Raw genomic sequence first — 14,099 nt, 5'->3', positions numbered from 1 at the left:
TCCTCCGGTCAGCGGCCCGTGAACCGCGGCGGGCGCTTGGCCAGGAACGCCTCGACCGCCTCGGCGTGGTCGGCGGTGCCGCCGAGCTCGGTCTGCAGCCGCGCCTCCAGCGCCAGCGTCTCCTCCAGCGAGGCGGTGGGCGCGCCCGCCAGCACCGTCTTCACCGCCCGGTAGGCCGCCGTCGGCCCCGCGGCCAGCCGCTCGGCCAGCGCCCGGGCCTCGTCCGCCACCCGGTCGGCCTCGACGACCCGGTGCACCAGGCCCCACTGCAGCGCCGTCTCGGCCGGGAAGGCGTCGGGGAGCAGCAGCAGCTCGGTGGCGCGGGCGACGCCCACGCTGTGCACCAGCCGCGCGGCCAGGGCCGAGTCGCTGGACAGCCCGATGCCGGTGAACGCCGTCGTGAACTTCGCGCCCGCCGCGGCCACCCGCAGGTCGCCGGCCATCGCGAGCCCCAGGCCCGCGCCGGCGCAGGCGCCGTTGATCCCGACGACGACCGGCACCCGCAGCCCGGCCAGCGCCAGGACCAGCGGGTTGTACTCGTCCTCGACGACCGACAGCGAGGTCCCGGCGTCCCCGCGCAGCGACTCCACGTGCTCGGCGAGGTCCTGGCCCACGCAGAACGCCCGGCCGGTGCCGGTGACCAGCACCGCCCGCACCGACTCGTCGGCGGCGATGCCCTGCACCACCTCGAGCAGCTCCCGCCGCATCGCCCGGGAGATCCCGGGCCGCTGCAGCGTGACGGTCGCGACGCCGCCGGCGTCCTCGCGGGTCACGGTCGTGGTGGCGGTCGTCTCTGACATGCCGGTCACCCTGCCACGCCCGCGGCCGGCCGAGGGGGCCTCCCGCGGACGGGGACCGGGTCGCCCGCTCGCGGCGAGTAAGGTGTGCCTGCCCTCAGTACGGACACGGGGGGTTCCCCACCGTTCCCGACAGAGGGGTCAGCCATGGGCCAGGCGTTCCTCGCCAGCTACCTCATCGGCCTCCGCGAGGGCCTCGAGGCCACCCTCGTGGTCAGCATCCTCGTCGCCTACCTGGTCAAGTCCGGCCGGCGCCGCCAGCTGCTGCCCCTGTGGGCGGGCGTCGCCGCCGCGGTCGCGCTGTCGGTGCTCTTCGGCGCGCTGCTCACCTACACCGAGACCACGCTGCTGGCCGACTACCGCTCGCGCGAGCTGTTCGAGGCGATCACCTCGGTGCTCGCCGTCGCGCTGGTCACCTGGATGATCTTCTGGATGCGCCGGACCGCCCGGAAGCTCAAGGGCGAGCTCACCGGGCAGCTGGAGCAGGCGCTGGGCACGGGCACGCTCGCCGTCGCCGGAGTCGCCTTCCTCTCCGTGGTCCGCGAGGGCCTGGAGACGACGCTGCTGTTCTACGCCGCCGCCCAGGGCGCCACGACGACGGCGACCCCGCTGGTGGCCATCTCCGCGGGCGTCCTCACCGCCGTCGTCATCGGCATCGGCCTCTACGCGGGCGCCATCCGGATCAACCTGTCGCGGTTCTTCACCGTCAGCGGCGTGCTGCTGGTCTTCGTCGCGGCCGGGATCCTCAAGTACGGCGTCCACGACTTCCAGGAGGCCGGCGTCCTGCCCGGCCTGGACGTCCTCGCCTTCGACATCTCGGGCGTCCTCGACCCGAACAGCTGGTACGGCGCGGCGATCGCCGGGATCTTCAACATCACCGCGACGCCGACGGTGATCGAGACGATCGCCCACGTCGCCTACCTGGTGCCGGTGCTCGTCGCCTTCCTCTGGCCGGCCCGCACGCCCGCGCCCGCCGCCCCCGCGCCCGCCGCCCCCGCGCCGAACGTGGTGGCCGCCCCGCAGCCCTCCGGCGCCGACCCGGCCCGGATCCCCACCCAGCCGTCGGAGACCACCCAGCATGTCCGTGCGTGACCGCCGCCTCCCCCTGCTCACGGCCGGCCTGCTGGCCGCGCTGACCACCGCCGCGTGCGGCAGCGCCGACACCGGCTCCGGCGCGGCGTCCGGCGGCGGGGAGGCCGCCGACACCGTCGCCGTCGCCGCCACCGACGACGCCTGCGACGTCGCCAGCAGCGAGCTGCCGGCCGGGACGCACAGCTTCCAGGTCACCAACTCCGGCGACCGGGTCACCGAGTTCTACGTCTACGCCGAGGGCGACCGGGTGATGGGCGAGGTGGAGAACATCGCCCCGGGCCTCACCCGCGAGCTGCTCGTCGAGCTGCCCGCCGGCAGCTACGAGACCGCCTGCAAGCCCGGCATGGTCGGCGACGGCATCCGCGGCGACCTCACCGTCACCGGGGAGGCGCAGTCGCTGTCGGAGGACGAGACCCTCGCCCGGGCGAGCGCGGACTACCAGCGCTACGTGCAGAGCCAGACCGGCGCGCTGCTCGAGCAGACCACCGCGTTCGTCGACGCGGTCGAGGCGGGCGACGTCGAGGGCGCCAAGGCGCTGTACCCGGTGGCGCGCACCTACTGGGAGCGGATCGAGCCGGTGGCCGAGGTCTTCGGCGACCTCGACCCGCTCATCGACGGCCGCGAGGGCGACCAGGCCGAGGGCGAGGACTTCACCGGCTACCACCGCATCGAGCAGGCGCTGTGGGTCGGCGGCACCACCGAGGGCATGACCCCCTACGCCGACCAGCTGCTCGAGAACGTGCAGCAGATCGTCGACCTCGCCAACGACACGACGCTGGAGCCGCTGCAGCTGGCCAACGGCGCCAAGGCCCTCCTCGACGAGATCGCCACCGGCAAGATCACCGGCGAGGAGGACCGCTACTCGCACACCGACCTGTGGGACTTCGCCGCCAACCTCGAGGGCTCCGAGGCTGCCGTCCAGGCGCTGCGCCCCTACCTCGAGGAGGCCGACCCCGACCTGGTCGCCGAGATCGACGAGCGGTTCGCCGCCACCGAGGCCGAGCTCGAGCAGTACCGCACCGACGGCGGCTGGACGCTGCACGACCAGCTCACCGAGGACCAGCTCCGCGGCCTGTCCGACAGCATCACCGCGCTGTCGGAGTCGGTCAGCCAGGTCGCGGCGGTCGTCGCGGACCAGTGACCTGCGGAACACCGGCGCCGGGGACGCGCCGGTGTCCGCGGGGCGTTGCGCCCTGCGAGACCGTCCCCGTCCCGAGGAAGCCATGACGGAGCCCACCGCCGACCAGCCGGCCGCGCCGCAGCGGCCGGGCCTGTCCCGCCGCCGCCTGCTCGGCACCCTCGGCGTCGGCACCGCCGGCGTCCTCGCCGCCGGCGCGGCCGGCGGGGTCATAGGCCGGGCGACCGCCGACGAGGCCCCGGCCGCCGGGCCGGCCCCGACCGACGCGGTGCCCTTCCACGGCGAGCACCAGGCGGGGATCGTCACGCCCGCCCAGGACCGGCTCCACTTCGTCGCCCTCGACGTCACCACCGACAGCCGCGACGACCTGGTCGCGTTGCTGCAGGACTGGACCGAGGCCGCGCGGCGCATGACCGCGGGCCGGGACGCCGGGCCGGTGGGCGCCGTCGACGGCGAGCGGTACGCGCCGCCGGACGACACCGGTGAGGCGCTCGGCCTGCCGCCGTCCGGGCTGACGATCACGGTCGGCTTCGGGCCCACGCTGTTCACCACCGCCGACGGCCGCGACCGCTTCGGCCTCGCCGCCCGCCGGCCCGCGCCGCTGGCCGAGCTGCCGGCGTTCCCCGGCGACCAGATCGACCCCGCGATCAGCGGTGGCGACCTGTGCATCCAGGCCTGCGCCAACGACCCGCAGGTCGCCGTCCACGCGGTCCGCAACCTGGTCCGCATCGGCGCCGGCGTGGTGAGCGTGCGCTGGTCGCAGCTGGGCTTCGGCCGGACGTCGTCGACCAGCACCGGCCAGGCCACCCCGCGCAACCTGTTCGGGTTCAAGGACGGCACCGACAACCTCAAGGCCGAGAACGGCAGCACCCTCGACCGGTTCGTCTGGGTCGGCGACGACGGCGCGGACTGGCTGCGCGGCGGCTCCTACCTGGTCACCCGGCGGATCCGGATGCTCATCGAGCCGTGGGACAGCTCCTCGCTGGACGAGCAGCAGCGCACCATCGGCCGCACCAAGGGCAGCGGGGCGCCGCTCGGCCAGCGCGCGGAGTTCGACCCGGTCGACTTCACCGAGCAGGTCGACGGCGAGTTCGCGATCCCCGAGACCAGCCACGTCTTCCTCGCCCACCCGACCAACGCGGGGACGGCGATCCTGCGCCGCGGCTACAGCTTCGTCGACGGCTCCGACGGCCTGGGCCGGCTCGACGCCGGGCTGTTCTTCATCGCCTTCCAGCGGAACCCGGAGACCGGCTTCGTGCAGGTGCAGCGCAACCTGCGGCTGGACGCGATGAACGAGTACATCCGGCACACCTCCTCGGCGGTGTTCGCCTGCCCGCCCGGCGTCCGCGACGACGCCGACTGGTGGGCCCGCGCCCTCTTCACCGGCTGAGCCGCCACCCCCGGCCGTTCCCCGGCGTGTCGCCGGGGTGTCGCGCAGTCGATGCCGAGCCGTGACGCACGGGACTCCCCGGACGGGTGGGACTGCTGGGAGGATGTGTGGTCTCGGAAGGACCGGGCACCTCTGCGGACGAGAGGCGGTGCGCCGGGGGTGGACGGCGTCGGCAGCAGGGCCGGCAGGGATGGGAGAGGTCCCGTGGTGGAACCGGGTCGCCGGATGCTCGGTGACCGTTACGAACTCTCCCAGCTGATCGCCGCCGGGGGCATGGGCCAGGTGTGGCGCGGCACCGACGTGCTGCTGCACCGCCCGGTCGCGGTCAAGGTCCTCCGCAGCGAGTACACCGGCGACCCGACCTTCCTCGCCCGCTTCCGCGCCGAGGCCCAGCACGCCGCCGCGCTGAACCACCCGAACATCGCCGGGGTCTACGACTACGGCGAGACCGAGGCCGGGGACACCGGCGAGACGCTCGCCTACCTGGTCATGGAGCTGGTCGAGGGCCAGCCGCTGTCGGCGCTGCTGCGCCACGAGGGCCGGCTGGACACCTCCACCACCCTGTCGGTGCTCGGCCAGACCGCCGCCGCGCTGTCCGAGGCGCACCGCGCCGGGCTGGTGCACCGCGACGTCAAGCCGGGCAACATCCTCGTCCGCGCCGACGGCAGCGTGAAGATCACCGACTTCGGCATCGCGTGGTCGGCCGGCAGCGTCCCGCTCACCCAGACCGGCCAGGTCATCGGCACGCCGCAGTACCTCTCGCCGGAGCAGGCCGAGGGGCACCTGGCCACCCCGGCCAGCGACGTCTACGCCCTCGGCCTGGTCGGCTACGAGTGCCTCACCGGGCACCCGGCCTTCGACGGCGACAACGCGGTCACCATCGCGCTCAAGCAGCTGCGCTCGGACCCCGAGCCGCTGCCGGACACGCTGCCCCGCGACGTCCGCACCCTCATCCGCCGCGCGCTGGCCAAGGACCCGGCGGCCCGCATGCCCGACGGCGCCGCGTTCGTCGCCGCGGTCGAGGACGCCCGCGCCGGGCGGCTGCCGGACCTCGAGCCGCCGGCGCCGCCCGCGCCCGTCCCGGCCGCCGCGCCGGCCGCGGTGGCCGCGGTGGCGGTCGCCGCCCCGGTCGCCGTCGAGGCCGGCCCGCCCACCCAGGCCGCGCCCGGCCCGTCCGGGGCGCTGCCCGGCCCGCACGGACCGCGGCGCCCCGGCCCCCCGCCGCCGCCCCGCCGCCGGGTCGCGGCGGTCCTGGTGCCGGTGCTGGCGCTGCTCCTGGGCGCCGGGCTGGCCGGCGTCGTCTTCACCGCCCTGGTCGACGACCCCGCCGCCCCGACCGTCGTCGCCGCGCAGACCCGCGACGACGAGGACGGCGTGGTGCTGGACGCCGGTGACTACGTCGGCCGGCCGATCGACGACGTCGCCACCCAGCTGTCCGCGCTGGGCCTGGGCGTGGAGCGGCGCGAGCAGGTGACCGGGTCCGCGGTCCCAGGCCGGGTGCTCGGCGTCTCGCCCGAGGGCGTGCGCCTGGAGCCCGGCGACGACGTCGTCGTCACCTTCGCCGTGGCGCCGAGCCGTGGCCGCAGCTCCGCGGCGTCGTCCACGGGGCCGGGCGGCGACGGCGGCGTCTCGGCCGTGACCGGCGACAGCGCGCCCGGCACGGTGGTCGAGCCGGTCCCGCCCGTGACGGAACCGGCTCCGGGGACGACGGCCCCGGAACCGACCGACGCCGCGACGCCGACCACGACCACCGCGCCCGGCTCGTCGACCTCCGGCTCGCCGTCGGGCACGACGACCCCCACGTCGGCAGCGCCCACCGGCACCACCGCCACGAGCACCAGCACGGGCACGAGCACGAGCACGAGCACCTCGCCGTCACCCTCACCGGTGAACAGCCCCGCCGGGACGCCGAGCGGGACCACCTCCGCCGCGGGAGACTTCTCCGACGACTGATACGGAACCGAGGAGGTGCGATGGACGGCAGTCCCGTGCGTCGCGTCGTCGGCGGCCGCTACGAGCTGCTCGGCCTCCTCGCCACGGGCGGCATGGGCCAGGTCTGGCGCGGCAGGGACGCGCTGCTGGACCGGCCGGTCGCGGTCAAGCTGCTGCGCAGCGAGTACGTCGAGGACGAGACCGTCCGCACCCGGTTCCGCACCGAGGCGCGCCTGGCCGGCCGGCTGCTGCACCGCAACATCGCCGCGCTGCACGACTACGGCGAGGTGGTGACCGAGGACGGCGAGGTCTGCGCCCACCTGGTCATGGAGCTCGTCGACGGCGAGCCGCTGTCGGCGCTGCTGGCCCGCGAGGGGCGGCTGCCGGCGGAGCGGGTGCTGGACCTGGTCGGGCAGACCGCCGCCGCCCTGGCCGTCGCGCACGCCGCCGGGGTGGTGCACCGCGACGTCAAGCCGGGCAACGTGCTGGTCGGCTCCGACGGCGTCGTCCGGATCACCGACTTCGGCATCGCCTGGTCGGCGGGCAGTGCCCCGCTGACGCGCACCGGCCAGGTGGTCGGCACCGCCCACTACCTCTCGCCCGAGCAGGCGGCCGGGGGCAAGGCCGGGCCCGCCAGCGACGTCTACGCGCTCGGGATGGTGGCCTACGAGTGCCTGGCCGGGCGGCGCGCCTTCGACGGCGAGCACCCGGTGCAGATCGCGCTGCGGCAGCTCCACGACGAGCCCGACCCGCTGCCCCGCGACGTGCCGGAGCCGGTGCGGGAGCTGGTGGCGCGGATGCTGGCCAAGGACCCCGCCGGCCGGCTCGCCGATGGCGCGGCGGTGTGCCGGGCGGTGGAGACCGTCCGCGCCGGCCGCCCGCTGCCGCCGGCGCCGCCCCCGGTCACCGCGCCGCTGCCGCCCGCCGTGTACGCCCCGGCCGCGTCCTCACCGGCCGTGGCCGCGCCCGCCCCCGCGCCGCGCCGCCGACGGGCCGGCCGGGTCCTCACCGGGGCGGCGACCCTGGCGGTCGGCGCCGCGCTCGGCGTGGGCGTGCTGGAGATGACCGCGCCGGGGACCGCCCCCGTGCCGGCGGCCGAGGCGGAGTCCCCGGCGGACGCGGGCACCGACGTGCGGCGGGCGGACCTGGTCGGCCGGTCCGCCGACGAGGTGGAGGAGCAACTGGTCGCGGCCGGGCTGCGGGTGCTCCGGGTCGAGTCGGAGACCGGGGACGCGCCCCCGGGCACCGTCATCGGGGTGACCCCGGTCGGGCGGCTGACGCCGGGGGAGACGGTCACGCTGACGGTGGCCGCGGCGGTGCCGGCGCCCTCGTCCACGCCGTCGCCCCCGCCGTGGTGGACGGGGTCCACCGCGCCGCCCTGGGCGGGGGACGGGAGCACGGCCACGCAGGTGGCCGCGCCGGAGGCCCCTGCCGCGCCGGAGCCGGACCCCGTCCCGGCGCCGGACCCCGTCCCGGTGCCGCTGCCGACGGCCGGGGACGAGGACGACGACGGGGACGCCGCGGGCCCCGGCGACGGCGCCGCCGAGGCGGACGAGAACGGCAACGGCGGGTCGAACGGGAACGCCGGCGGCAACGGGCGCGGCAACGGCTGGGGCCGCGCCGGCTGAGCCGCCGGCGTCCGGTCAGCGTCGGCGGCCGGGCACCAGCCAGGCGGCGAGGGCGACGGCCCCGAGCGCGGCGGTGAGCAGGAAGCCGCGGTCGGTGTCGGCGTGGGGGAGGACGACGAGCACCCAGAAGACCGCCAGCCCGGCGGCCCCGCCGAGGGCCAGCCGCTCGGCGGTCAGGGGCCGCAGGCGCAGCGCCGGCACCAGCCGCGACAGCGCGGCCACGCCGCCGAGCAGGGCGCAGACGGTGGCGAACGCCGCCCACGCCGGGACCTGGCCCCACAGGCGCGGCCCGTCCAGGCGCAGCGCCAGCCCGAGCTCGAGCAGCACGAGGCCCAGCCCGGCCAGGCCGGCGCCGACCAGCGCGGCCCGGTCGCGGGGCCGGCGGGGTGCCCGGGGACGCGCCGGCTTCTCGGGCCGGGCGGCCGGGGCCTTCTGCGGCACGGCGGCCGGCGGGGGCACCGGCGGGGCGCCGAGCAGCGAGTCCAGCGGGCCGGTGGCCTGGGGCCCGGTCTGCTGGTGGCCGGCGGGCGCGTGGTGGACCGGCTCGTGGGGGAGCGGTGCGTGGTGGGCCGGTGCGTGGTGGGTCGGTGCGTGGTGGGCCGGTGCGTGGTGGGTCGGTGCGTGGTGGGCCGGCGCGAAGTGGGCGGGCTGGTGGTGGACCGGCTCGTGGGGGAGCGGTGCGTGGTGGGCCGGCGGGGAGTGGTGCGCGGGTTCCGGCGTCGTCGCGGGCTGGGGCGTGGTCACCGGGTACGCGGGCGCTGGCAGGACCGACGGCGGCACGGCGTGTACGCCCGGGTGTCCGGCCAGGCCGGCGGCCGTCGCGCCCTCCCCCGTGGGGATCTGCTGGGTGCGCGGGCCGGCCGGCGGGGGCGAGGTGGTCACGGGTGCTCTCCTCCTGGGACGCGGGCGACCGGTCCCGCACGGGGTGGGACCGGTCCTCCCCGCACGCTAGCGGCGGTCCGCGCCCGGCCCGGGGAGGCGGGACGGCGGGTCCGGCGGTCCGCCTCGCACCCGGCGGGGAGGACGACGTCCTCCTAGGGTCGGGCGGGTGGGTACGCGCGCGGGCATCGTCGTCACCGGCACCGAGGTCCTGACCGGCCGGGTCGCCGACCGCAACGGGCCGTGGCTCGCCGAGGAGCTGCGCCGGGCGGGCGTCGACGTGGGGTCGGTCCTCGTCGTGGGCGACCGGCCCGACGACGTGCGCGCCGCGCTGGCCTGGTTCGCCTCCTCCGGCGTCGAGCTGGTGGTCACCACCGGGGGCCTCGGGCCCACCGCCGACGACCTTACCGCCGCCGTCGTGGGCGAGGTGCAGGGCCGGCCGCTGGACGTCGACCCGGAGCTGGAGCAGCGCGTCGCCGCCGTCGTGGAGCGGCTGATGGCCCGCCGCGGCTGGCGGGCGGACCCGGAGGCGACGGCGGCCGGCGTCCGCAAGCAGGCGATGGTGCCCGCCGGCGCCACGGTGCTCGAGCCGGTGGGGACGGCCCCGGGCCTCGTCGTCCCGCCCGCCGACGGCCGCGGCGGGCCGGTCGTCGTCGTCCTGCCCGGGCCGCCGTCGGAGCTGCAGGGGATGTGGCCGGCGGCACTGGCGGCCGGGCCGGTGCAGGAGGTGCTGGCCGGGGTGGGGGAGCTGCGCCAGGAGACCATCCGGCTCTGGGGGACGCTGGAGGCGCAACTGGCCGCCACCCTCCGCGAGCACGAGCACGAGCTCGGCGGGCTGGAGGTCACCACCTGCCTGCGCGAGGGCGAACTGGAGATCGTCACGCGCTTCGCGCCCGAGGCCCAGCCCGCCTACGACCGGTTGGCCGCCGTGCTGACCGGGACGTACGCCGCGACGTTGTTCTCGACCGGGCCCACCCTCGACGAGCTGGTGGCCGGTGCGCTCACCGACCAGGGGCTGACGATCGCCACCGCGGAGTCGTGCACCGGCGGGCTGCTGGTGGCCCGGCTGATCGAGCGGGCCGGGTCCTCGGCGTACGTGCTCGGCGGGATCACCTCGTACGCGAACTCGGCCAAGGAGCAGCTGGTCGGGGTGCCGGGGGAGATGCTCGCCGAGCACGGCGCGGTGAGCCCGCAGGTGGCGCTGGCGCTGGCCGAGGGGGCGCGGGCGCGGTTCGGGGCCGACGTCGGCGTCGGGGTCACCGGGGTGGCCGGGCCCGGCGGCGGGACACCGGACAAGCCCGTGGGCACCGTGCACCTGTGCGCCGCCGGCCCCATGGGGCAGCAGGCGCGGTCGGTGCGGCTGCCCGGCTCGCGGACGGCGGTGCGCGAGCGCTCCGTCGTCCTCGCCATGCACATGCTGCGTGAGCTGCTGCTCGGCGGCCCGCCGGCCTGACCGTGCCGCCGTCCGCGGTGCGTGAGGCGGGCTCGCGGCGGGCAGGGAGGGCGGCATGACCACCGTGACCCTGCACGCCTCCGGCCGGGTGCCGCCCGCGGAGGCGTGGGAGCGCTACGCCCGGCCTGCGCGGTGGCCGGAGTGGGCGCCGCAGATCACCGGTGTCGACGTGCCGGGGCCCCGGCTGGTCGCCGGGCTGAGCGGGCGCGTGCGCGGGCCGGTGGGGGTGACGCTGCCGTTCGTCGTCGAGTCGGTGGACGAGGCGGCGCGGCAGTGGGCGTGGACGGTGAGCGCCGGCCCGGTGCGGCTGCACCTGCGGCACTGGGTCGCCGACGGTCCCGACGGCGGCAGCACCACCGGCCTGCGGATCTCCGGCCCGGCGCCGGTCGTCGTGGGCTACGCGCCACTGGCGCGGCTCGCCATCGGCCGACTGGTCCGCCCGCTCGACCGGCGGGGTGCCGAACAGCCGGTCTGACCTGCGAGAACTGTCGTACCCCGGTCGTAGCGTGCGGGGTGTGGAGGAGGTCGCCGGCTACGTGTCGCCGGTGGAGCGGGCGCTCGCCGGCTGGCTGGTCGAGCGGCCGGTGTCCATCCCCCGGCTGCCGGTGGCGCTGCTGTCGGACGAGCAGGCCGCTCACGAGCTGCAGCGGGTGCAGGCGCGCAAGGCGATGGAGGCCGCCTACGAGGCGGAGTTGGTGCTCCGCCTGGCCGAGGCCCGTCCGGCCAACACCGACCCCGTCCCCGGCACGCTGGGTGCGCGGCGGGGGTCGTGGGCACCGGAGCCCGAACTGCCGGAGGTGTCGGAGTTCTTCACCGCCGAGCTGGCGGTGGTGCTGACCGTCGGCCGGGGCACCGCCTCGCACCTGGCGCACCGGGCCTGGGTCTACCGCTCGCACCTGCCGGCGCCGTGGGCGGCGCTGGCCGCCGGCACCCTGGACGAGGTCCGCGCCAGGGCGCTGGTCGACGTGCTGGAACACCACCGCCGCGATCGCCCGCCGGATCGAGGCCGTGCTGCTGCCGGAGGCCCCGAGCCTGACGGTGGGAGAGCTGAAGAAGAAGGCGCTGGAACTGCTGCAGGCCGCCGACGCCATCGACGCCCGCCGCGCGCAGGCGGAACGGCACGCCGACGTGCGGCTGTTCGACTGCCCGTTCGACGGGATGGCCACCCTCGCCGCCGATCTGCCCGCCGACGTCGCCGCCGCATGCCTTCGCGTTCGTCGATGCGCTGGCGCGGATGCTGAAGGCCGACGGGGATCCCCGCCCGATCGGGCAGCTGCGCACCCTGGTCTACGCCGACCTGCTGCAGCGCCCGTGGGAGACCGACCGGCCCTCGGTGACCGCGCACCTGCAGGTCATCGCCACCCTCAGCGCCCTGACCGGCCGCTCGCCGGAGGCGGGCCAGGTCCACGGGCTGCCGATCACCGCCGCCCACCTGCGAGAGCTCCTGCAGCAGCTGGACGCGCTCGGCGTCCGGGCACCCGAGGGCGGCTCGGTGACGCTGGCGCTGGTCGACGACGACGGCACGCTGCGGGCGACGAGCACGTTGGATCGGCTTCGTCGGCTGGCCCGGGTCGGCTGCCCCCAGCATCCGGACGGGGCGTGTGACTGCGCGGCGCTGGACCGGCCCGAAGAGGTCGAGCGCTACGAGCCCTCCACCCAGCAGCAGCGGTTCGTGCACACCCGCGACCGGACCTGCCGGTTCCCCACCTGCGGCCAGGGGGTCGGCTGGGCCGACGCCGACCACGTCATCCCGCACCCCACGGCGGGATGACCGACTGCGCCGACCTCTGCTGCCTGTGCCGCAGCCACCACCGCCTGAAGACCCTCGCCCGCGGCTGGCGCTTCCACATGAGCGCCGACGGCGTCCTCACCGTGACCACCCCGTCCGGCATCACCCGCACGACCCGGCCACCCGGGATGCGACCACCACCTGCCGAACCCGACCCGCCACCTGACACGGGACCACCACCGCCCGACCCGGAGGACGAGCCGCCGCCCATCTGAGCCTCGCCGTCCCGCCGTTCCACGTGGAACGGCGGGAGAGGACGCCGTCGTCACCCGGGTCGGGCTGCCGGGCGGGAGGGGTGTGACGACCGATACAGGCAGGTCGTACGGTGCGCGACGTGGGTGCGACGCACGAGGTCCTGAACCAGGCCCCGCCGCTGGTCGGGTACGACCCGATCGCCGGGGACGCGGCGCTGCGGGAGGCCTGCCTCCGGCACGCCGACGAGGCGACGCTCGCCTCGCTGGCCGAGCTCGGTGCGCTGGCCGGCAGCGAGCAGGCCCGCGAGTGGGGCCGGCTGGCCGACGAGAACCGTCCGGTGCTGCGCACCCACGACCGGTACGGCCACCGGGTCGACGAGGTGGAGTTCCACCCGGCCTGGCACGAGCTCATGCGGACGGCGTTCGAGCACGGGCTGGCCGGCGCGCCCTGGGCCGCGGCCGACGCCGGCTACCGGCACGCCCACGTGCGCCGCGCCGTCGGCTATCTCGGCTGGACGCAGGTCGAGGCCGGCCACGGCTGCCCGGTGACCATGACCTACGCCGCCGTGCCGGCGCTGCGGGCGGCGCCCGACGTCGCCGCCCGCTACGAGCCCGGGCTCACCGCCACCGGCTACCGCTTCGGGCTCACCGACCCCGTCGCCAAGCCGGGCCTGGTCGCCGGCATGGGGATGACCGAGAAGCAGGGCGGCTCCGACGTCCGGGCCAACACCACCCGCGCCGTCGCGAACGCCGACGGCAGCTACGCGCTCACCGGGCACAAGTGGTTCACCAGCGCCCCGATGAGCGACCTGTTCCTGGTGCTGGCCCAGCTCGACGAGGGCGTCTCCTGCTTCCTCGTCCCGCGGGTGCTCCCGGACGGCAGCCGCAACGTCTTCCGCCTGCAGCGCCTCAAGGACAAGCTCGGCGACCGCGCCAACGCCTCCAGCGAGGTCGAGTTCGACGGCACCACCGGCTGGCTGGTCGGCCCGCCCGGCCGTGGGGTCCCGACGATCATCGAGATGGTCAACACCACCCGGCTGGACTGCGTCATCGGCTCGGCCGCGACGGTCCGGGCGGCGCTCACCCAGGCGATCCACCACGCCCGGCACCGCTCCGCCTTCGGCGCGCTCCTGGCCGACCAGCCGCTCATGCAGAACGTGCTGGCCGACCTCGCCGTCGAGAGCGAGGCCGCCACGGCCCTGGCGATCCGGCTGGCCGCCGCGGTCGACGCCGGCGAGACGGCGTTCCTGCGGCTGGCCGGCGCCGCCGCCAAGTTCCTCGTCTGCAAGCGGACGCCGGCCGTCGTCGGCGAGGCGCTCGAGGTGCTCGGCGGCAACGGCTACGTCGAGGAGTCGGGCATGCCGCGGCTCTACCGGCAGGCGCCGCTCAACTCGATCTGGGAGGGCTCCGGCAACGTCATCGCGCTCGACGTGCTGCGGGCCCTGGGCCGCAGCAGCGAGTCGCTGGCCGCCGTCACCGACGAGATCGAGCTGGCCCGGGGTGCCGACGCGCGCTTCGACGACGCCGTGAAGCGGCTGGCCGCCGAGCTCGGCGACCCGGACGCGCTGCCGCTGCGCGCCCGCCGCGTCGCCGGCCTGCTCGCCCAGTGCCTGCAGGGCTCCCTGCTGCTGCGCTACGCCCCGCCCGAGGTCGCCGACGCGTTCTGCGCCACCCGCCTCGGCCGGGACTGGGGTTCGGTGCTGGGCACGCTGCCGTCCGCGGTGCCCGCCGCGCGGATCATGGAGCGGTCAACCGTTGCCCCTGCCTGAGCGCCCGCCGCTCCACTACCCTCGGGTACGCGTCGCGC

Annotated in this window: 13 protein-coding genes; 11 read left to right on the top strand and 2 right to left on the bottom strand. The window is 76.8% G+C overall.

The window, feature by feature from the left end:
- Positions 1-8: 8 nt before the first annotated feature.
- Complete coding sequence (locus ACI79B_RS15800; RefSeq protein ID WP_456927774.1) at positions 9-800, bottom strand: enoyl-CoA hydratase-related protein; 792 nt, start codon at positions 798-800, stop codon at positions 9-11.
- Between the two features lie 144 nt (positions 801-944).
- Between ACI79B_RS15800 and efeU the strand changes: the two genes are divergently transcribed.
- The 5 genes from efeU to ACI79B_RS15775 all read left to right on the top strand — a co-directional run bounded on the left by efeU (position 945) and on the right by ACI79B_RS15775 (position 7,977).
- Positions 945-1,889, top strand: coding sequence for an iron uptake transporter permease EfeU (gene efeU, locus ACI79B_RS15795; protein WP_456927776.1), 945 nt, complete (start codon positions 945-947; stop codon positions 1,887-1,889).
- Positions 1,882-3,030 (top strand): iron uptake system protein EfeO, encoded by a 1,149-nt coding sequence (efeO, locus tag ACI79B_RS15790; RefSeq protein ID WP_456927777.1) that lies wholly within the window; start codon positions 1,882-1,884, stop codon positions 3,028-3,030. The genes efeU and efeO overlap by 8 nt, the downstream gene beginning before the upstream one ends.
- Before the next feature lie 82 nt (positions 3,031-3,112).
- The gene (gene efeB / locus ACI79B_RS15785; protein ID WP_456927778.1) at positions 3,113-4,417 is read left to right on the top strand and encodes an iron uptake transporter deferrochelatase/peroxidase subunit; all 1,305 of its coding nucleotides are present in this window, start codon (positions 3,113-3,115) and stop codon (positions 4,415-4,417) included.
- Between the two features lie 207 nt (positions 4,418-4,624).
- Positions 4,625-6,370 carry a serine/threonine protein kinase gene (locus ACI79B_RS15780; RefSeq protein ID WP_456927779.1) on the top strand — a complete coding sequence of 582 codons (1,746 nt, stop codon included), beginning with the start codon at positions 4,625-4,627 and terminating at the stop codon, positions 6,368-6,370.
- A gap of 20 nt (positions 6,371-6,390) precedes the next feature.
- Complete coding sequence (locus ACI79B_RS15775; RefSeq protein WP_456927780.1) at positions 6,391-7,977, top strand: protein kinase domain-containing protein; 1,587 nt, start codon at positions 6,391-6,393, stop codon at positions 7,975-7,977.
- Positions 7,978-7,992: 15 nt separating this feature from the next.
- Here ACI79B_RS15775 and ACI79B_RS15770 read toward each other — a convergent pair whose 3' ends face one another.
- Positions 7,993-8,859 carry a hypothetical protein gene (locus tag ACI79B_RS15770; RefSeq protein ID WP_456927781.1) on the bottom strand — a complete coding sequence of 289 codons (867 nt, stop codon included), beginning with the start codon at positions 8,857-8,859 and terminating at the stop codon, positions 7,993-7,995.
- Positions 8,860-9,025: 166 nt separating this feature from the next.
- Between ACI79B_RS15770 and ACI79B_RS15765 the strand changes: the two genes are divergently transcribed.
- The 6 genes from ACI79B_RS15765 (at position 9,026) to ACI79B_RS15740 (ending at position 14,061) form a co-directional block, all read left to right on the top strand.
- Positions 9,026-10,309 (top strand): competence/damage-inducible protein A, encoded by a 1,284-nt coding sequence (locus tag ACI79B_RS15765; protein WP_456927782.1) that lies wholly within the window; start codon positions 9,026-9,028, stop codon positions 10,307-10,309.
- Between the two features lie 55 nt (positions 10,310-10,364).
- Positions 10,365-10,784, top strand: a complete 420-nt coding sequence (locus ACI79B_RS15760; RefSeq protein ID WP_456927783.1) for an SRPBCC family protein — start codon at positions 10,365-10,367, stop codon at positions 10,782-10,784.
- Positions 10,785-10,824: 40 nt separating this feature from the next.
- Positions 10,825-11,550, top strand: coding sequence for a hypothetical protein (locus ACI79B_RS15755; RefSeq protein ID WP_456927785.1), 726 nt, complete (start codon positions 10,825-10,827; stop codon positions 11,548-11,550).
- Complete coding sequence (locus ACI79B_RS15750; protein WP_456927786.1) at positions 11,544-12,080, top strand: hypothetical protein; 537 nt, start codon at positions 11,544-11,546, stop codon at positions 12,078-12,080. Before ACI79B_RS15755 ends, ACI79B_RS15750 begins: the two co-directional genes overlap by 7 nt.
- The gene (locus ACI79B_RS15745) at positions 12,077-12,313 is read left to right on the top strand and encodes a hypothetical protein (protein ID WP_456927787.1); all 237 of its coding nucleotides are present in this window, start codon (positions 12,077-12,079) and stop codon (positions 12,311-12,313) included. Before ACI79B_RS15750 ends, ACI79B_RS15745 begins: the two co-directional genes overlap by 4 nt.
- Before the next feature lie 119 nt (positions 12,314-12,432).
- On the top strand, positions 12,433-14,061 hold the full coding sequence (locus ACI79B_RS15740) for an acyl-CoA dehydrogenase family protein (protein ID WP_456927788.1): 1,629 nt from the start codon (positions 12,433-12,435) through the stop codon (positions 14,059-14,061).
- Positions 14,062-14,099 lie beyond the last annotated feature (38 nt).

This window comes from Geodermatophilus sp. SYSU D00879 (assembly GCF_054050375.1).
The sequence above is the reverse complement of the archived record's forward strand: the minus strand, read 5'-3'. Positions and strand labels throughout refer to the sequence as shown.

Bases quoted from the DNA above. Each gene is read 5' to 3' on its own strand.
- ACI79B_RS15800 (WP_456927774.1), bottom strand. From the start codon at position 800: ATGTCAGAGACGACCGCCACCACGACCGTGACCCGCGAGGACGCCGGC.
- efeU (WP_456927776.1), top strand. From the start codon at position 945: ATGGGCCAGGCGTTCCTCGCCAGCTACCTCATCGGCCTCCGCGAGGGC.
- efeB (WP_456927778.1), top strand. From the start codon at position 3,113: ATGACGGAGCCCACCGCCGACCAGCCGGCCGCGCCGCAGCGGCCGGGC.
- ACI79B_RS15775 (WP_456927780.1), top strand. From the start codon at position 6,391: ATGGACGGCAGTCCCGTGCGTCGCGTCGTCGGCGGCCGCTACGAGCTG.
- ACI79B_RS15760 (WP_456927783.1), top strand. From the start codon at position 10,365: ATGACCACCGTGACCCTGCACGCCTCCGGCCGGGTGCCGCCCGCGGAG.
- ACI79B_RS15750 (WP_456927786.1), top strand. From the start codon at position 11,544: ATGCTGAAGGCCGACGGGGATCCCCGCCCGATCGGGCAGCTGCGCACC.
- ACI79B_RS15745 (WP_456927787.1), top strand. From the start codon at position 12,077: ATGACCGACTGCGCCGACCTCTGCTGCCTGTGCCGCAGCCACCACCGC.